This is a genomic window from Acidithiobacillus ferriphilus, from assembly GCF_018854775.1.
Lineage (GTDB): Bacteria > Pseudomonadota > Gammaproteobacteria > Acidithiobacillales > Acidithiobacillaceae > Acidithiobacillus > Acidithiobacillus ferriphilus.
The window spans coordinates 1-21,262 of record NZ_JAAZTY010000015.1; the positions used below are offsets into that span (position 1 = coordinate 1).

Annotated in this window: 19 protein-coding genes and 1 pseudogene; 19 read left to right on the forward strand and 1 reads right to left on the reverse strand. The window is 53.9% G+C overall.

All coding sequences use genetic code 11. The annotated features are described in order from the left end of the window. The 14 genes from HF921_RS01215 to HF921_RS01280 all read left to right on the forward strand — a co-directional run. A partial coding sequence (locus HF921_RS01215) for a carboxyltransferase domain-containing protein (RefSeq protein WP_215893147.1) occupies window positions 1-1,971 on the forward strand: 1,971 nt, incomplete at its 5' end. Then, complete coding sequence (gene atzF, locus HF921_RS01220; protein WP_215893148.1) at window positions 1,972-3,768, forward strand: allophanate hydrolase; 1,797 nt, start codon at window positions 1,972-1,974, stop codon at window positions 3,766-3,768. A gap of 581 nt (window positions 3,769-4,349) precedes the next feature. Then, window positions 4,350-5,117: an urease accessory protein UreD gene (locus HF921_RS01225; RefSeq protein ID WP_215893149.1), complete on the forward strand. Its 768-nt coding sequence runs from the start codon at window positions 4,350-4,352 to the stop codon at window positions 5,115-5,117. A gap of 13 nt (window positions 5,118-5,130) precedes the next feature. Beyond that, window positions 5,131-5,433, forward strand: a complete 303-nt coding sequence (locus HF921_RS01230) for an urease subunit gamma (RefSeq protein ID WP_215893150.1) — start codon at window positions 5,131-5,133, stop codon at window positions 5,431-5,433. Window positions 5,434-5,458: 25 nt separating this feature from the next. Then, entirely contained in the window at window positions 5,459-5,773 is a 315-nt protein-coding gene (locus tag HF921_RS01235) for an urease subunit beta (protein WP_215893151.1), read from the forward strand. Window positions 5,774-5,777: 4 nt separating this feature from the next. After that, complete coding sequence (gene ureC / locus HF921_RS01240) at window positions 5,778-7,484, forward strand: urease subunit alpha (RefSeq protein ID WP_215893152.1); 1,707 nt, start codon at window positions 5,778-5,780, stop codon at window positions 7,482-7,484. A gap of 2 nt (window positions 7,485-7,486) precedes the next feature. Beyond that, window positions 7,487-7,933 carry an urease accessory protein UreE gene (gene ureE, locus HF921_RS01245; RefSeq protein ID WP_215893153.1) on the forward strand — a complete coding sequence of 149 codons (447 nt, stop codon included), beginning with the start codon at window positions 7,487-7,489 and terminating at the stop codon, window positions 7,931-7,933. Between the two features lie 47 nt (window positions 7,934-7,980). Beyond that, window positions 7,981-8,610, forward strand: a complete 630-nt coding sequence (locus HF921_RS01250) for an urease accessory protein UreF (RefSeq protein WP_215893154.1) — start codon at window positions 7,981-7,983, stop codon at window positions 8,608-8,610. A gap of 51 nt (window positions 8,611-8,661) precedes the next feature. Then, window positions 8,662-9,258 carry an urease accessory protein UreG gene (gene ureG / locus HF921_RS01255; protein WP_215893155.1) on the forward strand — a complete coding sequence of 199 codons (597 nt, stop codon included), beginning with the start codon at window positions 8,662-8,664 and terminating at the stop codon, window positions 9,256-9,258. Between the two features lie 330 nt (window positions 9,259-9,588). After that, window positions 9,589-10,764 (forward strand): DUF3138 family protein, encoded by a 1,176-nt coding sequence (locus tag HF921_RS01260; protein WP_215893156.1) that lies wholly within the window; start codon window positions 9,589-9,591, stop codon window positions 10,762-10,764. A gap of 101 nt (window positions 10,765-10,865) precedes the next feature. Next, a complete protein-coding gene (locus HF921_RS01265) occupies window positions 10,866-12,545 on the forward strand; it encodes a purine-cytosine permease family protein (RefSeq protein WP_215893157.1) in 1,680 nt (559 codons plus the stop codon). Window positions 12,546-12,574: 29 nt separating this feature from the next. Next, window positions 12,575-13,801 carry a formamidase gene (fmdA, locus tag HF921_RS01270; RefSeq protein ID WP_215893158.1) on the forward strand — a complete coding sequence of 409 codons (1,227 nt, stop codon included), beginning with the start codon at window positions 12,575-12,577 and terminating at the stop codon, window positions 13,799-13,801. A 63-nt stretch (window positions 13,802-13,864) separates the two neighbouring features. Next, entirely contained in the window at window positions 13,865-14,203 is a 339-nt protein-coding gene (locus HF921_RS13615; protein WP_215893159.1) for an FmdB family zinc ribbon protein, read from the forward strand. Between the two features lie 30 nt (window positions 14,204-14,233). Further along, window positions 14,234-15,277 carry an aliphatic amidase gene (locus HF921_RS01280; protein WP_215893160.1) on the forward strand — a complete coding sequence of 348 codons (1,044 nt, stop codon included), beginning with the start codon at window positions 14,234-14,236 and terminating at the stop codon, window positions 15,275-15,277. A 21-nt stretch (window positions 15,278-15,298) separates the two neighbouring features. Here HF921_RS01280 and HF921_RS13260 read toward each other — a convergent pair. Then, a pseudogene (locus tag HF921_RS13260) lies at window positions 15,299-15,509 on the reverse strand (transposase); the annotation flags it as partial. Between the two features lie 591 nt (window positions 15,510-16,100). On the opposite strand from HF921_RS13260, the gene HF921_RS01285 reads away from it, so the two are divergent. The 5 genes from HF921_RS01285 to HF921_RS01300 all read left to right on the forward strand — a co-directional run. After that, window positions 16,101-17,585 (forward strand): nitric oxide reductase activation protein NorD, encoded by a 1,485-nt coding sequence (locus HF921_RS01285; RefSeq protein ID WP_215893161.1) that lies wholly within the window; start codon window positions 16,101-16,103, stop codon window positions 17,583-17,585. A 626-nt stretch (window positions 17,586-18,211) separates the two neighbouring features. Then, window positions 18,212-18,340 (forward strand): hypothetical protein, encoded by a 129-nt coding sequence (locus HF921_RS13395; RefSeq protein WP_264318178.1) that lies wholly within the window; start codon window positions 18,212-18,214, stop codon window positions 18,338-18,340. Between the two features lie 306 nt (window positions 18,341-18,646). Continuing rightward, window positions 18,647-19,081: an ADP-ribosylglycohydrolase family protein gene (locus HF921_RS01290; protein ID WP_226834260.1), complete on the forward strand. Its 435-nt coding sequence runs from the start codon at window positions 18,647-18,649 to the stop codon at window positions 19,079-19,081. A 274-nt stretch (window positions 19,082-19,355) separates the two neighbouring features. Then, the gene (locus HF921_RS01295; RefSeq protein WP_226834261.1) at window positions 19,356-20,501 is read left to right on the forward strand and encodes a cytochrome-c peroxidase; all 1,146 of its coding nucleotides are present in this window, start codon (window positions 19,356-19,358) and stop codon (window positions 20,499-20,501) included. A 103-nt stretch (window positions 20,502-20,604) separates the two neighbouring features. Next, on the forward strand, window positions 20,605-21,262 hold a 658-nt coding region (locus HF921_RS01300; protein ID WP_226834262.1), incomplete at its 3' end, for a cytochrome c biogenesis protein ResB.

The window sequence follows — 21,262 nt, forward strand, 5'->3', positions numbered from 1 at the left end:
GGCGGCGTGCTTAGGTTCGGTAGCCTGAGCGGCGCTGGCTGCCGCGCCTATTTGGCAGTGGCGGGCGGCTTCGACACGCCGCTCTATCTGGGCAGTCGCGCCACCTTCACGCTCGGCCAGTTCGGTGGTCACGCCGGGCGCACTCTGCGCACCGGTGATGTGCTGCATTTAGGTGCCAACCCGCAGTCTCAGTCTGGGCGACGCGTGGCGCCACAGGCTTTGCCGGCTTATACCGAGCATTGGGAAATCGCTGTGCGCTACGGGCCGCACGGCGCGCCGGATTTTTTTACCGACGCTGATGTGGCGATGTTCTTCGCCACCGACTGGGAGGTGCACTACAACTCCAACCGCACCGGAGTGCGTCTCATTGGCCCGCGGCCGCGCTGGGCGCGTAGCGACGGTGGCGAGGCCGGTTTGCATCCTTCGAATATTCACGACAATGCCTACGCCATCGGCGCGGTGGACTTCACCGGTGACATGCCGATTCTGCTCGGCCCGGACGGCCCAAGCTTGGGTGGCTTTGTCTGTCCCGCGGTGATTGTTGCTGCTGACCTATGGAAGATGGGCCAGTTGCGGCCAGGCAATACCGTACGCTTCGTGCCCGTTAGTCTGGAAGAAGCTACCCGCCTGGAATGCGCGCAAGACGCGGCGCTCGAAAACCTGTCCACTTTTCTGGACCCGCCGCTGGACGCAACACCGGCATTGGAATCACCTATCGTCGGCCGATATGACACGCCGCGACATCCGGTGGGAGTGGCCTATCGCGTAGCCGGCGATAAACACCTGCTGGTTGAATACGGACCGCTGGTACTGGATCTGGAGCTACGCTTTCGCGTCCATGCGCTGATGGAAAACCTGCGTATGCGCAACTTGCCCGGCGTTATCGACCTCACCCCAGGCATTAGATCGCTACAAATCCATTATGACAATCGCACGTTATCGCTGACAAAACTCCTTGCGGTGTTGCGCGGCGCCGAAGATGAATTGCCTGCCGTGGATCTCATGGAAGTGCCAACGCGCATCGTGCATTTGCCGCTGTCCTGGGACGATCCCGCCACCCGGTTGGCTATCGAGAAATATATGACAGGGGTACGCAGAGAGGCCCCCTGGTGTCCATCCAACATCGAGTTCATACGCCGTATCAACGGGTTGGACAGCATGGAAGATGTACGTCGAATCGTGTTCGACGCCAGCTATCTGGTGCTGGGTCTGGGCGATGTGTACCTTGGCGCGCCGGTGGCTACGCCACTGGACCCGCGTCACCGCCTGGTCACCACCAAATACAATCCAGCGCGCACCTGGACCCCGGAAAACGCTGTGGGTATCGGCGGTGCCTATATGTGTGTTTACGGTATGGAGGGGCCAGGCGGCTACCAGTTCGTAGGCCGCACCCTGCAGATGTGGAACCGCTGGCGGCAGACTGCGCAATTTACCGATGGTAAGCCTTGGCTCCTGCGTTTTTTCGACCAGATCCGTTTCTTCCCCGTCAGTACGACAGAGCTGGAAACCATCCGCACCGACTTCATGCACGGACGCTACCTTCTGGATATTCGTGAAGATACTTTTCGTATTGCGGATTATCGGCGTTTTGTAACCGACAATGCTGACGATATCGCCGCATTTCGGGATCGCCAGCGTCAGGCTTTCGCCGAGGAGCGCGAGCGCTGGACCCAATCTGGCCAAGCTAACTGGATCAGCGACGCAACGGTGGATGAGGACGCGGGTGACATGGATATGGATCTGACCGCCGGTGCGCACCCAGTGGTTAGCCCTATCGCCGGCAGCGTGTGGAGGATTCTGGTCAAAGCGGGTGAACGAGTACAGGCCAATGATCCGCTGATTATTTTAGAGTCCATGAAAATGGAGATGACCGTCGAGGCGCCTACCTCTGGTGTCATTGATCGTCTGCTCTGCCGCGAAGGCGAAGCGGTGAGTGCTGGACAGAACGTGCTGACACTGATGGAGATCTGAATGTCTAGTAGCCTGTATATACACAACTTGCGGTCAGCCTACCGCTCCGGGCAACTTACCCCGACGAGTTTGGTGGAGGAGTTGCTTGAGCGTTCTGCCCGCTATACGGATCATGCAATCTGGATCACTCCGCCGCAGCGTGAACATTTGCTCATGCGCACGCGGGAGTTGGAAGGCCAAGACATGGAGGGACTGCCGCTCTACGGGGTGCCTTTCGCCATCAAGGACAACATGGATCTGGTTGACGTACCTACTACCTGTGCCTGTCCTGACTTTGCCTATACGCCCAAGAACTCTGCTATGGTGGTGCAGAAGCTGATAGATGCCGGCGCTATCGCCATGGGTAAGACCAATCTCGACCAGTTTGCCACCGGCTTGAATGGCACACGCTCGCCCTATGGTGCCTGCCGCAACGCCTTCGCTCCGGACTACATCTCCGGTGGATCGAGTGCCGGATCGGCGGTGGCTGTAGCGCTGGGTCTGGCGAGTTTTTCATTGGGCACAGATACTGCCGGTTCTGGCCGCGTACCGGCGGCTTTCAACAATCTTGTTGGACTCAAACCGACCTGCGGCCTGCTGTCTACCTCCGGCGTAGTACCAGCCTGCCGTTCCCTAGACAGTGTATCGATATTCGCTCTGAGTGCGCAGGACGCCCAGCGGGTCTTTGCGGCTGCACTGGGGGAGGATACATCTGATCCTTATTCACGCACGATCCAGCCCCACGGTTTTGACTTTGGCCGTGCGCCGCGTTTTCGCTTCGGCGTGCCAGCGGCCAAGGACCTGAACTTTTTTGGGGACGACCAATACGGGCGTTTGTTCGACGCATCTGTGACGCGGCTCGAATCGCTGGGCGGCGAGCGCGTCGAACTGGACTTCGCCCCCTTCCTGGAAACCGCTCGTCTGCTTTACGGCGGCCCTTGGGTGGCTGAACGTTACCATGCCATCCGCAGTTTTATTAATACTTACCCCGATACATTATTTCCAGTCACCCGCGATATCACCCTGGGAGGAGCCAAGCCGCTGGCTGCAGATGCATTCGCCGCGCTTTACCGGTTACAGGAGCTCAAGCGAAAATGCGATTGCATTTGGCAGCAGGTGGATTGCGTTCTTACACCTACAGCAGGCACTATTTTTACCCGCGCCCAACTGCTGGCCGAACCCGTGGCTAGGAATACCGACCTGGGCTACTATACCAATTTCATGAATCTGCTGGATTACGCGGCAGTGGCGGTGCCGGCCGGATTCCGCGTTGACGGCCTGCCGTTCGGCGTCACGCTGTTTTCCCAAGCGCATCAGGATGTGCCGCTGCTACATCTGGCTGAGCGTTGGCAGTTGACAGACTCCGTGCCCAACGGCGCTGTGGAAACCATGCCGCCACCAGTGGAAATTGTGGCCGCAGCAGCGCCCAGCGGGCAGGTGCGGGTCGCGGTGGTCGGTGCCCACCTCAGCGGGCTACCGCTCAATCATCAAATCACTTCACGCGGTGGCCGGCTGATAAGCGACACCAGTACTGCCTCTTGCTATCGGCTATACGCCCTGACCGACGGCAAGCGTCCCGGGCTGATCCGCGTTGCCCATGGGGGTAAGGCGATCGGCTGCGAGGTGTGGGAGATGTCTGCCGCGGCCTTCGGATCCTTTGTCAACGGTATCCCCGCGCCGCTAGGCATCGGTACCGTCGAACTCTTCGATGGCAGCCATGTTAATGGGTTCATATGCGAGGGTGTTGGCATCGCCAATGCCGTAGACATCACGGATTTCAAAGGATGGCGTGCTTATCTGCGTTCCATACAGGGCTGAGGGGGGTATCTTGTTAAATTACAGCGTTAATAGCAGCCCCCGGCCCCCGGGGTCAGGGTATGCACTAAAACAAAGCGGAAAGCAGTTTTTTCGCGAGTATGCACCATATCGGTGCGCATACGGTATGGCTTTCCCAGATCGGCAGAAGTTGGCGCTTCGTGCGTCCGACTTTGTTGTTCGCTGAAAAAGTCCTTACGAGGATATTTTCGCAGTCTAGCATGTTAAATAGAATTAGAATGATAACACACAAAATGATCATTGGGCCGATATCTCCGTGCTGGCGAACGTCGCCTGAAAACACTAGCCCGCAAGTTGTGGCGCGGTATTTGCTATTATCTTCTAGTCATGGCGTTAGTGGTGGACTCCATGACTGTGAGTGACTCCCTAAGAAGTGCTTCGGGCGGCATAGCCGCCCAATTTTCTGGATGGTTTCATAGAAAATTATGGTAGACGATTTCTTTATATCGCGCCCTACGACACTTCGGAGTGGACGCAATATATTTTAGCGAGGTGAAAAAATTAAGTTGTGCTCTTGGGAAGGGAATCTCTCGCTGTCCTTCGTGGCTAGACAAGGCAACACCATGTTAAAGCGACAAGAGGCGGTCTTGCCCTTGGCCTTTCAACGGCCATTGTATCCAGAAGGTCCGGAGGTTTGTCATGGGATCATTCTCCATCCCCCGGGCGGGGTGGCCAATGACGATCAATTACATATCCATGTTGATCTCGCCAAAGATACCCACGTGTTGCTCACCAGTCCCGGAGCAACCAAGGTGTATCGTAGTACCACAAATGCATACCAGAGTATGGAAATTACGGTGGGTACTGATGCTTGTCTGGAATGGCTACCACAGGAGACCATACTTTTTGATGGTGCATATTGGCATCAGCAGTCGCGGATCGAGCTGGATGCAAAAGGCTTCTGGCTAGGCTGGGAAATTACCCGTTTTGGGCGAAGTGCCTCTGGTGAGAGATTTTCGCGGGGTTGCTGGAAATCAACGACAGAAGTATGGCGGAAAGGTCGCCCACTCTGGATAGACCGGCAGCGATTAGACGGAGGTAGCGGACTTCTGGGCTCGCCTTTTGGGTTGAATGGGAATGCCGTTATGGCCACGCTGGCTTGGGTAGGTGCGCCGGTTGATCGGGAGCTCGTTGAGGCGTGCAGGTTATGGTGGCGATCTCGGGACTGGGAAGGTGACGCGGGTGTGACTCGACTCGAATGTGGAATGACAGCGCGTTACCGGGGACCGTCTACGGCTAACGCACGAGCGTGGTTCGTGGCCATCTGGGATATCGTGCGCCGACAATTTTTGCATCGACCGGCTTGCTCACCGCGTGTCTGGAGCACCTGAATAAGAGGATTTTATGCATCTTACCCCGCAGGAAAAAGACAAGTTATTGATTTTTACAGCCGCTTTACTGGCTGAACGGCGTAAAGAACGCGGTCTCAAGCTCAATTATCCCGAAGCCGTTGCCTATATTTCTGCAGCGATTCTGGAGGGCGCCCGAGACGGCAAGTCTGTCAGTCAGTTGATGAGCGAAGGGAGCCAAGTATTGAAACGTGAAGAGGTTATGGACGGGGTGCCAGAGATGATTGCGGAAGTACAGGTAGAAGCTACCTTTCCGGATGGAACCAAACTAGTGACTGTTCATCTGCCTATCCGCTAGCCGCATTGGAAAGGATTGATTTGAAATGATTCCCGGTGAAATTATCAGTGCAGATGGTGCGATTGAACTGAACGTTGGACGCCCGCGCGTTGCTATGCAGGTTACCAACGTCGGTGATCGGCCGATACAGGTGGGTTCCCATTACCATTTTTACGAGGCCAACGCTGCCCTTACTTTTAATCGGGAAGTAGCATACGGAATGCGGCTGGACATCCCTGCGGGAACGGCTATTCGTTTCGAACCTGGTGACGAGCGGGCGGTGACGTTGATCCCCTATGGCGGGCTTCGTCAGGTTTTTGGTTTTAACGGATTCGTGAACGGTCCGCTGAAGGAAGCATAAAACTATGGCGCAAATGGATAGACGTGCGTATGCCGAGCATTACGGCCCCACTACAGGAGACCGCATGCGACTGGCTGACACGCAGCTCCTAATTCAGATCGAACGGGATCTGACCCATTATGGCGATGAAGTTAAATTTGGCGGCGGGAAGGTCATTCGTGACGGCATGGGACAATCTCCGATCACCCATGCGGATGGTGCCATGGACCTCGTCATCACCAATGCGGTTATTATTGACTGGTGGGGCATCATCAAGGCGGATGTCGGCATACGGTTGGGGCGTATTGCTGCCATTGGTAAAGCAGGTAATCCCTATACGCAGGAGGGTGTGACTATCATCATCGGACCCGGCACCGAAATCATTGCCGGTGAGGGAATGGTGCTTACTGCCGGCGGTGTTGATTCACACATACACTTTATTTGCCCGCAACTGATAGAAACGGCGCTGGCGTCAGGCATTACCACCATGATTGGAGGTGGTACCGGCCCTGCCGCGGGCACCAATGCGACGACCTGTACGCCCGGACCGTGGTATTTGCAACAAATGCTGCTTTCTGCCGAGGCCTTTCCCATGAACCTGGGTTTCTTGGGTAAAGGTAACTCTTCTCGCCCGGAGGGCCTGCGCGAGCAGATTGAAGCAGGAGCTATCGGTTTGAAGTTACACGAAGATTGGGGCACTACCCCAGCCGCTATTGATTGCTGTTTGACTGTTGCTGATGTCTACGACGTGCAAGTAGCCATACACACAGACACGCTGAATGAAGCCGGATTTGTCGAAAATACCATTAACGCTTTCAAAGGTCGTACCATTCATAGTTACCATACAGAAGGTGCCGGAGGAGGGCACGCTCCTGATATCATTAAAGTTTGCGGCGAATCTAATGTATTACCATCCTCCACCAATCCCACACGGCCCTACACGGTGAATACTGTGGAAGAGCACCTCGACATGCTCATGGTCTGTCACCATCTGGATCCTAGCATCGCTGAGGATCTCGCCTTTGCCGAATCCCGTATCCGTCGTGAGACCATCGCGGCCGAAGACATCCTGCACGATCTGGGCGCCATATCCATGATGGCCTCAGACTCTCAGGCTATGGGGCGAGTAGGGGAAGTGATCTTGCGCACCTGGCAAACAGCCCACAAGATGAAAGAGCAGCGCGGCAGCCTTCCGGGGGATCCGGCCACCCATGATAACCTGCGGGTGAAACGATACATCGCGAAGTACACGATTAACCCAGCACTCACCCACGGTATGGCGGATCACCTCGGCTCTATTGCAATTGGCAAACTGGCGGACCTCGTATTGTGGCGGCCCGCATTTTTTGGGGTTAAACCTGAGCTCGTACTCAAGGGTGGTATGATTGCCTGGGCACAGATGGGCGATACCAATGCAAGTATTCCTACTCCGCAACCTGTTTACGGACGTCCCATGTTTGCAGCGTTCGGAAAGGCTCTTCAGAATACTTCGATTACCTTTATGTCCCAGTTTGCCTGGGAAAACGGCATGGCCGGGCAATTAGGACTGCAGCGTAGCGTGCTGCCCGTACAGAACACCAGAGCCGTTGGCAAGCAGGATATGAAGAACAACGATGCCCTGCCACATCTTGAGGTGGATCCACAAAGCTACGCAGTCAGGGCAGACGGCGAATTGCTGACTTGTGATCCGGCAGTAGACTTACCACTTGCCCAACGCTACTTTTTGTTCTGATTATGCTGACGATTACTGCACGCGATCATTCCCAATCTGCCGACCGCCTTGATCTGGTCGGTATCCCGCTGGCCGCCGAGGAACGTGAACGCGCTCGCCACCGTTTGCTCATTCCCGGCGGAGAGCCGATTCAACTGCAACTGCCGCGCGGCACGGTCCTTCAGCCGGGTGATGTCCTGCTGACGGCTTCCGGCGAACCTGTGGTGCGCGTTTTGGCGCAGGATGAGGCCGTCTACACCATCCGCGCGGATCACCCACTGTCGCTACTGCGAGCGGCCTACCATCTGGGAAATCGCCACATAGCGATGGAAATCACCCAGGAATATTTACGAATCAAGCCAGACCATGTGTTACTGCATTTGTTAGAGGGGTTGGGTGGATTGCAGGTGATGTCCGAAATGACCCCCTTCCTGCCAGACGCTGGAGCCTATAGACACCATCATGCCTGAACTATATGGACCTTGTTGATGTCACCGCTCTGGGGAGATTGCTGCAATTGAGCAGCGCTGCGCTACCGGTGGGTGCGTTTGCGTATTCAGAAGGGTTGGAACATCTTGTGGAATCCGAGATTGTCCGAAAACCCGATGATCTCGCTGGCTGGCTCAGCGACTCACTGTGCTATGGTGCGATTCGCGTGGATGCCGCGATCGTCAAACGGGTATTCGACGCGCGAAAAAACGACGATATGGCAGGCCAACATTACTGGGATGCCTGGATTTCCGCGAGTAGGGAGAGCGAGGAGCTGCGTGAGCAGAGTTGGACCATGGGCCGAGCATTGTGGCGGATTGCGATGAATGTCCACGATGCACCGCTTTCAGAGAAACCGCTGGCTAATTTCACGGCAGTATATGCTGTGTTGACAGCGCAGTGGGGTATCCCCGTGCATGCAGCAATCGTTGCTTACCTGCACAGCTGGCTCAACAACCTGGTAACTGCAGGAGTAAAACTCATACCCATCGGCCAAATGAGTGGACAAAAAATTCTCTGGCAACTGCAAGATAGATTGGAAGACGCCGCATCATATGCACTAACTGTGACCGATGACGAACTCTATGTATGGGGTGCTGGCCAGTCGCTGGCTGCCATGAGCCATGAGTCCCAATACAGTAGACTCTTTCGGAGTTGATGTTAACACCTAACTTTACATTTTCTCGGCGACCATTCTGAAGGAGTTGCTATGGATGCTCTGCGCGTAGGTATAGCTGGACCGGTTGGGTCTGGGAAAACAGCACTGGTTGAGGCGCTGTGCAATTACTTGCGAGAGCGGTATGACATTGCGGTTGTGACTAACGATATTTACACGCGGGAAGATGCCGAGTTTCTGGTTCGTCATGGGGCGTTGGACGCTGATCGTATCGTTGGGGTGGAAACGGGCGGATGTCCGCACACCGCGATACGCGAAGATGCTTCCATGAATATGGCGGCATTAGAGGACTTGGAAATACGCTTTCCAGGCGTCCAGTTGCTGTTCGTGGAGAGTGGCGGTGATAATTTGGCCGCAATGTTCAGTCCGGAGTTAGTGGATCTGAGTATTTACGTCATTGATGTCGCCGCTGGAGACAAAATACCCAGAAAAGGTGGCCCTGGGATCACACGCTCTGACCTCTTAGTCATCAACAAGATTGATCTGGCGCCCTACGTCGGGGCAAGCCTGGAGACAATGGAGCGCGATGCGCGGCTTATGCGTGGGGACCGCCCTTTTCTATTTAGCAATCTTAAAACCGGTATTGGGCTTGCACAGATAGCAGCTTACATATCTGAGCGCATCCGGTAGTCGCTGTTTGAGGGATCGCGTTGCTCCTAGAAACCCGCTGCACTGTGTCTATAAGGATCGACAAACCTCTTCTGCGCCTCAGTCCGAGAAGTCATTTCCTGGTTCCGCTTTGTCACCTGAGCCAGAACTCGGCTGTTTCAATGGTAATGCACCCTAACGGTTCAGATTGCATGGTAATGCACCACCATGATGCAACGGACAAGAAAAACTAGCATGGTTATGATGAAAAGTATCTTGCATTCAATGGGATAGTTGTTGCTACTAAGCTGGCACCATATTTGCCTAACCTCCAGTGATGTTAAAGCTGACACCAATAGGAGACTGGCATTTATGTGTACCCGCAGAAAACGCATACGAAAATCAGTAAAGTTCCTTGCTTTTGGGTTGCTGGCAAGCAGCGCGACCGCCTATGCAGCAAGTGGCGACCTCGGTGGTGGATTTAATATATCTGGTTATGTTGCTCCAACCTACATCTATAGCCAAGACCAAAACATCAGCTCCTTTTACTTAGGCACAACAGCGCCAGGCCCGTACGAATATTATTCAACCAATTTAGGTGCCATCGGTGGAGTTCAACTGAACGTATCAAAAACATTCAAAGATGGCAGTGGCATCTACTTAAGCTTTATGCCAAATATGGGTTATAACAAACCAATACAAAAAGCCCAATTTAAGGTTCCATTAAGTGATCATTGGACATTAACAGGCGGCCAAGTCATTGCATGGGATGGGTATGAAAGTTCCTACGCCCCCACCCTATTAACAGTCACCCAAAGTCTCGCCTATGACTATATTGAACCCGGTTACTACACTGGCCTTGGCGCGGAATATATTGCCGGACATTATTCAGCAAAATTCATGGTAGGGAATTTCAATACAGCTTTCAACGCTAGTTCAAAGACTCCCAGCTTTCAATATTATCTAGGATACAGTCCCAGCTCCTCGCCATGGAGTTTTTGGCTTTATGGAGCCGTCGCAGATACCAACACCACACCCGCTCCAGGACCCACGTACAATTTGATTTATAACGATCTCGACGGCCAATATGCCAGTGGTCCGATTACGTTGGGCTGGGAATTATTCCTTGAGAACGCGTCTGGAGGAGCTGTAAACGGTGGTACCGGACAAGCTTGGGGTACGGAGTTGCTGGGAAACTACAAGCTTACCGACGCGGCGAGCGTGACACTACGTTACGACTATTTCAATGACACCAAAAATGGCGGACTAGCCTCTGTTACCGGTTCGCCAGGCGCTTATAACTACCAAGGTGGATTCGCGCCAAACCCGAACGATCCAAACCGTGGTCCAGTACGCCAAGAACTCACTGTGGCGGGCCTTTACCAGTTTACTCCGGAGCTGCTCGGTAAGATTGAATATCGTTATGATTGGTCTGATCACAAAACATTTGGCCTATACCAAAATGCTGCGGATGCGGCTGGTGGAAATCTTTATGGGTTATCTAACCACAGCAGTCTTGTGGGAGTTCAAATGGTTTACAGCTTCTAATTTGTGTTTATTTGTTGTGATACCGCGTGGTGCGGGACTAGCTGAAACTTAGGGTCCTTATCTCGGTTGTGACACGTAGATAAAATTAACGCAAATAAATTATGGAGAATGATGATATGGTTTCTGATGTTAAAAACATCAAGACATCCCGATCAAAACGGGTATTCGGTGGGCTGGTCAATAATCCTGTACTAGAGGACTATTCTCTTCGCTACGCACCATCCAGCTTTAGAACATGGTCAGAATATGGCGTTGCCATGGCTGCTTTGGGAGGTATAGCCTATATGGCTGACCAGGCCATAGGCGGATCTCTGGCAATTCAGTTTGGTTTCACTAACGCCTTCTGGGGGATATTGACGGCAGCGCTCATTATTTTTCTTACCGGGATTCCAATCGCTTATTATTCAGCAAAATATAACGTGGATGTCGACTTGCTGACACGTGGAGCCGGCTTTGGATATATGGGGTCAACTATTACCTCCGTAATCTATGCGTCATTTACGTTTATATTTTTCGCTCTAGAAGGGTCCGTAATGTCACAGGCGTTCAACATCTTTTTTGGTGTTCCGCTTGCAGTTGCTTACGTTATATCATCTTTAGTCATAATTCCGCTGGTTGTATTCGGCATGACCTTGCTTTCTGTTTTGCAGAAGTGGACGCAACCTATCTGGATTACGCTCTTGATTATTCCCGTTCTCGCGGTATTGATTAAAGATCCTTCTAGTATTTCGAACTGGATGCAGTTTGCTGGAAAATCGCCTAGTGGTGCGGGATTCAATCCCCTGCTTTACGGGACTGCGGCGGGGATCGCTCTTTCTCTCATTGCACAAATTGGCGAGCAGGCAGATTATCTTCGCTTCATGCCGGCGAAGAAAAAGGGTCGGGAGTGGATGTGGTGGTTGGCCGTGATGGCAGCTGGCCCCGGTTGGGTGCTTCTTGGAGCCAGCAAGCAGCTGATGGGCTCTTTCTTCTCTTCTGTGGCGGTTACGCACGGTACACCACTGGCTACTGCGAACCAGCCTGTGCATATGTATATTGCGAGTTTTGGTTACGTTTTCCCTAGTGCTGCGGTAGCGTTGACTGTGGCAGCCTCGTTTATCTTTTTGTCGCAGATAAAGATTAATGTAACCAATGCCTATTCGGGATCTTTATCATGGTCTAATTTCTTTTCTCGCATCCTTCATGTGCATCCCGGACGCGTTATCTATATCTTCTTCAATGTTGGGATAGCGCTTGCGTTGATGGAAGGAAATATGTTCTCCATCCTGGGCACTATTCTTGGATTTTATTCCAATGTTGCAGTTGCGTGGATTGGTGCCGTTGTTGCCGACCTTGTTATCAATAAACCCATTTTGAAGCTGAGCCCTTCCTATGTAGAATTCAAACGTGCACATCTTTATAACTTCAATCCTGTTGGTTTTGGATCGATGGTCATTGCGTCTATTATTTCTGTGGCCGCGTTTTTTGGAGCGTTTGGAGCATATGCAGCGGCATTCAGTGCATTCATAGCGCTTTTCGTAGCATTTATTTGCTCTCCGATCATCGCGATACTAACTAAGGGTAAATATTACCTTGCACGTGACGCGCAGTATCATGCGGGAACACATCATGATATTTTGACTTGCTCTTCCTGCGGTTTTGAGTATGAAAAAGAGGACATGGCGTGCTGTCCTCATCACGAGGGGCCAATTTGCTCTTTGTGCTGTAGCCTGGATTCGACATGTGGAGATGTCTGTAAGTCTGAAATTAAAGGCGTTCCTGTTAAGTCCATTTCTTGCTGACTGTCTGTCATCTTTGTGAGGAAATAGTTATGCCTGAAACGCTAATATCTGTTGACCTGCGCCAGTCGCCATATGAAAACGAGCAAGTTCACAATCGTTGGCATCCTGATATCCCAATGGCGGTGTGGGTCAAACCTGGAGACGAGTTTATCCTAGAGACCTACGATTGGACTGGGGGCTACATTAAGAACGACGATAGTGCGGACGATGTGCGTGATATTGATCTTAGCACTGTGCATTTTCTTTCTGGCCCCGTGGGAGTGAAGGATGCCGAACCTGGCGATCTACTTGTGGTGGACTTGCTTGACATCGGCGCTAAATCCGACAGTTTGTGGGGTTTCAACGGCTTCTTCAGCAAGAAGAACGGAGGTGGATTTCTCACTGAGCATTTTCCCAAGGCGCAGAAGTCTATTTGGGATTTTCACGGCATGTTCACTAGTTCGCGCCACGTTCCGGGAGTGAGCTATGCGGGCCTGATCCACCCGGGCCTGATCGGCTGCCTGCCGGATAAGAAGATGCTTGACATATGGAACGAGCGGGAGGTTGGCTTCATCGCCACCAAACCGGACCGCGTTCCACCGCTGGCCAATCCGCCGTTCGCCAAGACCGCCCACATGGGAAAGCTCAAGGGTGAGTCACGCGACAAGGCGGCCGCCGAGGGCGCGCGCACCGTGCCGCCGCGCGAGCACGGAGGCAACTGCGACATCAAGGATCTGTCGCGCGGGTCCAAGATATTCTTCCCCGTTTACGTGGATGGTGCCGGTCTGTCAGTTGGGGATCTCCACTTTAGTCAGGGCGACGGCGAGATCACCTTCTGCGGTGCCATCGAGATGGCAGGTTGGGTGCATTTGCGTGTGAACCTGATCAAGGGTGGTATGGCCAAGTACGGCATTCAGAACCCCATCTTCAAGCCCAGCCCGATCACCCCAACCTACAAGGATTACCTGATATTCGAAGGCATCTCCGTCGACGAGCAGGGCCAGCAACACTACCTTGACGTGCATGTGGCCTATCGTCAGGCTTGTTTGAACGCTATTGAGTATCTAAAGAAGTTCGGTTATTCAGGGGCGCAAGCCTACTCCATCCTTGGCACAGCGCCGGTGCAGGGACATATCAGCGGCGTGGTAGACATACCCAACGCCTGCGCCACGCTGTGGCTGCCCACTGAGATCTTCGAGTTCGACATCAACCCCAGCGCCGCAGGCCCGGTCAAGCACATCGCCGGCGGGGTGGACCTGCCGCTTTCCGAAGATTGATCTACCCTGGCCCGGGCCGCGCAGTAGACGTGCGGTTCTGGCTACACCCGCTCGGAGCATTCCATGCCGACTTACGAATATCAGTGCGACAACTGCGGTATCTTCGATACGCTTCGCCCCATGGCGCAGCGCAACACTAGTTGCAATTGCCCAGTTTGCGGTCGGGAGGCTTACCGTGTCATCGCATCGGCGCCGGCTATGTCATCCCTGTCGACAAGCGTGCGTATAGGCCATGCTACCAACGAGCGCGCGTCACACGCGCCTATGACTAGCGGCGAGTATCGCGCCCATAAGCATCCGCCAGGCTGCGGTTGCTGTGGCACCGGCTCCAAGACCACGTTGTGCGCGGCCGATGGTACCAAGGGATTCCCCACCAAACGCCCATGGATGATTAGCCACTGAGCCCTAGGAAACAAAGACAAAGGAGACATTGTGCGTCACGGAGATATTTCCAGCAGCAAAGACACGGTCGGCGTCGCCGTCGTCAACTACAAGATGCCGCGCCTGCATACCAAGGCCGAAGTTTTGGACAATGCCCGCAAGATCGCGGATATGGTCGTGGGCATGAAGCAGGGCCTGCCGGGCATGGACCTCGTCATTTTCCCCGAGTACAGCACCCACGGGATCATGTACGACCCGAAGGAAATGTATGAAACGGCCTCTACCGTTCCGGGCGAAGAGACAGAAATCTTTGCCGCCGCCTGCCGCAAGGTAAAGACGTGGGGCGTGTTCTCCCTGACGGGCGAACGTCACGAAGGGCACCCGAACAAGGCACCGTACAACACGTTGATTCTAATCAACGATCAGGGAGAAATCGTACAGAAGTACCGCAAGATCATGCCTTGGTGCCCGATTGAAGGCTGGTATCCCGGTGGCAAGACCTACGTTAGCGAGGGTCCCAAGGGAATGATAGTCAGCCTGATCATCTGCGACGATGGTAACTATCCTGAAATCTGGCGCGATTGTGCCATGAAGGGCGCCGAACTGATCGTTCGTTGCCAGGGTTATATGTATCCGGCCAAGGATCAGCAGGTGATGGTCGCAAAAGCCATGGCCTGGATGAACAACACTTATGTCGCCGTTGCCAATGCCACGGGCTTTGATGGTGTGTATTCCTATTTCGGCCATTCGGCCATCGTCGGGTTTGACGGCCGCACGCTGGGCGAGTGTGGCGAAGAGGAATACGGCATCCAGTACGCAGAGTTGTCCGTTTCCCAGATTCGTGATGCACGCAAGAACTGGCAGAGCCAGAACCACCTGTACAAGCTGCTGCACCGCGGCTACACCGGCATGATCAATTCCGGCGACGACATGAACGGCGCAGGGGAATGCCCTTACGAGTTCTACAAAACCTGGATCACCGATCCGGCAAAGGCGCGTGAAAACGTTGAGAAGATCACGCGCTCGACACCCGGCACCGCTGAATGCCCGATCCAGGGTATCCCGAGCGAGCAGGATATGGGTGGTCACAAATGAAACAGAACCTGATTAGCACGATCATTCCGCTGCGCGGAGCCAGTGCTCGGGTCGGGGTCTTATGTTGCCGGCTGCACGAAGCAAACTCATGGGTAACGTGGCCAGGTTAAAACGGCGGTTGAAGCGGTAAGTCATGGTGGAGAGATAACGTTGCGCATATTTCCGAAACTTAAAAGGCATGATAAGCACCGGACAGGCCTGTTTTGAGATTGCCCAGCACGGTATTGATCCACTAGAAACGGGGGCACCGTTTTTCAGATCATGCTCATCAGGCCATTGGAATACAGCCCGGATGGCTACCCACACAACACGGGCTTGATTACTGATGCCGAAGGTACGATTTGCCTGAAATATCGCAGGCTCTGACTTGTGGTCGAGTCAGCATGCGGGTTTGGCCAGACCGTTCGGTCGTCATCAGGCCCTGCGGCACTATGTTCAGGATGTCTCTTCGTTTCGATAACCCCGAATGCTTATGTCCGTTTCCATGAAGACCACTACGGCTAATTTTTTTCCTCAAAAATCGGAAGCGGACTCAATCACGTCGTCTCAGTCCTTTGAGGACGTTCGACATTTATTAAATTTGTATCTGATTGCGCTTTGGGGGCAGCCATTCAATCTGGTTGGATTGACATCCCAGCCGGATTCGACGGCATCGGTCCGCCCGAATATCGATCAGACATTCATTCGTCTTCCGTCGTCGCTGTCCCCACAGGGCACGGTGACGGCGCGGAGAGTCTATATTGCGGCTGCGGTTCATGCGGCCGCACATCGCATGTATAGCCAGCCGTTGAACCCGGAATCACTGAATGCGCGTCAGAGGCATTTGATTGAACTAGTTGAGGACGCTCGGGTCGAGCACCTCGCCTTTTCACTCTTCCCGGGGTTGCGTCGGCTCTGGTTGGGTTTGCACCCACCCGTACCGCCGAACCCTACCCCCTTTGCGACACTCGTGTGGCGTCTTTCCCGCGGACTGCTTAAGTTGGAATGGTCCACCGACGATGACTTCCTGGTTCGCAAGGCGGTGATGCTCTTTCAGGAGCGGTACGCCGAAATTGAGGATCCAAGGATGGCCCGCGAAATCGGATTGCGTTTGGCACACGACATCGGCCAGATGCGCTTGTCGATGGACGAGGGTAGCATGCCGCCGATGGCCGTCTACCGAGATGACAATCAGCATCTCTGGTATGAGGAGCACCCTTTGCCAGAGGATGAGCGGTCTGCCGAAGAAATCACGCAGGGCGAACAGCCGGGCGCGCAGTTCGAGGAGGCTTCCGAGGGGCGGCAATTGGCCTTCACCGAAGTACCCTTGTCGGCAATAAACACAGAGGCTGGCTATCAAATCGAGGAGGTCGCGGAGAGTGCACAACTGACTTTTTTCCGGACACGGGAAGATGAGGAGGAGTATCGATTCAGTTATCCGGAGTGGTTTGCCCGACTGGGTATCGAACGGGAAAACTGGTGCTCTGTGCTCGAACGAAGTGCGGTTGAAGGCGATATAGATTGGGCGCCGGCTGTTCTTTCTGCCAACTGCCAGCTACTGGCCAATCTGCGTCGTGTGGTCGGCGCCTTGCGCAGTCGGCATCGAGTGCGCCTTCGCAAGCAGGAAGCAGGGGATGAACTGGATCTGGATGCGGCGCTGAGATCGCTGGCGGATATTCGGAACGGGCGAGAACCGGATCCAAGAGTGTTCATTCGCATGCGGTCGCAGGAGGACCAAGTCCTGGCGTTGTCATTGCTACTTGACCTTTCCGAGTCGGTGAATACCCTCGATCCAATCAGCAGGCGCCCCATTCTGGATCTGGCCCGCGAGGCGGTTCTGCTGCTGGCTGAGACGGCGATGGATCTGGGTTCCGCTTTGTCTCTGGCAGGGTTCCACTCTCAAGGGCGCCATCAGGTGGATTATCTGAGTGTCAAGGGCTTTGATGAGCCCTTTGATGCTGAGGCTAAGTCCCGCCTTGCAGGGCTAGAGGGGCGCTATTCCACACGTATGGGCGCAGCCATCCGGCATGCGACTTGGTCGTTGCTCACCCAAGGCGCGCACAATCGGGTGATGTTGATCGTGACCGACGGCGAGCCTTCGGATATTGATGTTTTCGACCCCGAACATCTGCTGCTGGATACACGCCATGCCGTGATCGAGGCGCGTCAACGTGGTGTGCAGATTTTTTGCGTCAGTCTCGATCTGGGCGCTGATCGATATGTTGAACACATTTTTGGTGCGGGACATTTTCTGGTTCTGGATAACCTCCGGCACTTGCCCGAACGGTTGTCTCGGTTGTTCCTGCGTTTGGTGAGCAAGAAGTTCTAACTCGATTGGATATAGTGGATGAGGAGGATTTTATGGGGAAGAAAGTACAGAGCTATACGGCTGGGTTTCGGGTCGAAGCGGTCAAGCTGGTATTGCCTCGATGCGGATGGAGCGGGATTTTGTAAAAGCGCCGCTGCGTACTTTACTTTGCCAGGGAATCGCTGCAAGGTGCGTGCTCATGAAAGCGCGGCGAAGCCAATACCCCATAACGGTCATGGCCAGAGTGCACGGTACATTGGCGGTACAGCAGCCATGCCAACGCGACACAATGGAAAACGTTATAAACCTAATGAAAATAATAGGATGGAATAAGTGTGCACGAACACGCCCAATTCGCAACAATATAACTTTTTGAAATATAACAAAACTGAAAATCCTCGTGTCGGCGGTTCGATTCCGTCCCTGGGCACCATCTAAAACAGTAAGTTGCATCACAAAAATCCATCATAAAAACCATTGGCACAGGCGGGTGGCACAGTAAAACCCTTCCGGATCGGTGGATCAGGAATCCATGTGTCGGTGCAAAACCCCTATTACCTTGTCCGTAAACCATCAGAACAAGGCGGGTGAATGGCGAGCATCAATCGTCGTGGCAAGCATGGAAAGTAATCGCTCGACGAGAAACAATGCATCCACGGGCCACCGTCATTCTCCTCGCACAACTCGTCAGCCCTACTCGGAAAGACGATTCTGAGTTGGATCTCTCGGTAGCGCTGTTCGGTTGGATGGATTCGGAAATCCTGATTTTTCTGTGAGAATCGATCCGTTGCCCGACTCTGGGTGAGTGCAGTTACCTGCAAGCAGCAACTGACCCCGAGATGCGGGCTCAGCGCATGCTGGTCCGTAATGCCGGCGGCTTTCGTCGGACCGCCATAGTGACGGCAGTATCATCTGGTCACCAGACATAAGAAAGCCCCTAGGGATCAGCATACCCCCAAGATGGAAGGGAGTGCTTACTGCCAAGGGGCGGATGCACTTATGATAACTAGAGTTATGGCGCATATCAACCCACTCCGAAGGACAAGACATCATGGGAAAGGGTGCTTTTGCGCAGGTTCGTCTTGGCCGTATCCCAAGCCGAAAAGTGGTCAGATCCCTGGCGTAGGGCATTTTCCCGTTGGACCAGTATTTCTCCGCCGTCGCAGGGTGGCGAAGGAATGCAGGCAGGTCAGTTCACGTCGCCCGACATCGTCATTGAACCCGCCTGGAAGGTGAGCCTGGTTTACGGCATGCCCTGCGCCATTTACCACCAACTGCCTGCGGCGTACTACCTGGCCAGTCGTTTCCGGGAAGATTATGAAGCGGCCGTACTGCACGCCATCAACGGGGGCGGACAAAATATGTCCCGCGCGCTGTTGACGGGTGCGCTCGTGGGCGCCCAGGTAGGTCTGGAGGGAATTCCCCATCGTTTCATCACCGGGCTGCGTGACGCCCAGCGCTATCAGGCGCTGGCTGCAGAACTGGAGCAATGGGCGGTCAGGCAGGAAACGCTTTAACCTTGGGATAGAGTAGAGGGCGTGGCAGACCCGACTGAAAACCAGTCATTGGGCAACCAAGAACGCCCGCAAAAGGGCTTCTGTAGCAAGTCAGGGAGACTATGACCATGTGCACACTATCGGAGTTACGCTCTCCAGGAGGTTTCCAGGCAGGCGGTGAAGACCATGCGGAACAGCGCAGCATGACCGAGATCCCGAACGCGTCACATTGACCAGATCTAGACTTATGCCATGAATTGTTTTTATAATGAATCTAAGGGACGGCTCTGTTTATTTGGGAGGGGATATGGGAAAGAGTGCAAAGCTATATGATCATCGTCAGTATAGGCAGGTCATTGCTCGTGCGGTTCTGGCGGTAGGTATCTGTCTGGGCGGCATCGAGGTGGCATTCGCGTTTGGCGGCGAGTTCCCGTTGAAGGTTCCAGTGCCGGCAAACAACCCGATGACACCCGCAAAAATCGCGCTTGGTAAGCAACTGTTTTTTGATCCACGACTATCCCTTACCGGCGATGTATCCTGTGAAACCTGTCACAACGTCATGGGCAATGGCAGTGACGGTTTGCCCCTTGCGTTCGGGGTGCTTGGCCGGGTGGACACGCCTCGCCATGCGCCATCGGTCTTTAATGCCGCCTTCAATACCGTGCAGTTCTGGGATGGTCGTGCGAATAGCCTGGAGGCCCAGGCCAAAGGTCCCATCCTCAACCATGTGGAAATGGGAATGCCAAATGCAGCGGACCTGGTCAAGCGCTTGCAAGAGATACCCGGATATCGCGATGAATTTACTAAGGTATTCGGCGACAAGAATCCTATCACCTTCGAGCACGTTGCACAGGCCATCGCCACTTATGAACGTACACTGGTAACACCAGGCAGTCCGTATGATCGTTACGTCAAAGGCGATAAGGCGGCGCTTAGCAGCAGCGCCATAGCAGGCATGAAAACAATCCGGTCGTTCGGATGTGAGTCGTGCCACGCCGGACCGATGTTTGACAACCCCGGTACGCCCATGGGAACTGGGTGGTTCCAGAAATTCCCGGTGCAGCCGCACAATCCGGTCTGTGCCAAATATGTACAGAAATATCATCTCATGGATGATCCAGGTCGTTTCGACGTGACCCACAAAGCGGCAGACATGCATGTATTCAAGGTTCCCAGTTGGCGCAATGTTGCCCTGGAAGCGCCCTATTTCCACAACGGCTCCGTGGGGACTCTGCAGACTGCAGTGCGAGTCATGGCAGCGTGCCAGTTGGGTCTGACGGTCACGAACAAGCAGGTGAGCGATATTGTTTCCTTTTTGGACAGCCTCACGGGCAAGTTTCCCAAAGAGACCATGCCAACCCTTCCAGAGACGCCTAACACCAGCATTATGATGAATGTTTCTCGGTTGGAAAAAGTTGCAGTGGAAAAGACGAAGAAGTAAGTTTTACGCGGTGCTCGGTAACTCTCATCGGTTAGAGAATAGCCAATGGTACGGATAACATATTAGCACCCGGTTGTGTGCGAATTAATCAGGGGATCACTCTTTGACCAAGCAGTCTACTACCAGAATTGCCGGACCGTCACGAATCAGTTCGGTAGTAAACTTTCTTGGTTCAATGAGGTTGGCTGTTAGTCTGCTGGTGTTATTGGCGATTGCCTCTGTTATTGGGACGATTTTGAATCAGCAACAACCCTACGAGGACTATGCATTAAAGTTTGGCCCGTTCTGGTTTGATGTTTTTCGCGATCTTGGTTTATACAATGTTTACCGGACGAATTGGTATCTGGCTATTGTGGGTTTTCTCGTCTTGTCCACCAGCACCTGCCTGATCCGAAATACACCGCGTATGATCAGGGAAATGCGCGAGCCGGATACGGCCATGGCATCGGCATATGACCCGCAGGGTATGGCCAATAAGACGGAAATCGTTTCGTCGTTGCCCATGGACTCTGCGACACAAATGGTGGTGGCCGTTCTGCGTGGACGCGGCTATCGACCGAAGCTGCACGACCGTGGTGACGGCGGTATGGTCATTCTTGGCCGCAAGGGTCGCTATAGCCGCATTGGCTATATCTTAACGCATGCGGCGATTATCGTGTTTTGTGCGGCAGCCCTTTATAACGCGGATATTCCCGTGAAACTGGCCATGCTGACAGGTTCCACGCAACCGGAAAACAACTTTCACATTCCGCTGTCGAAAG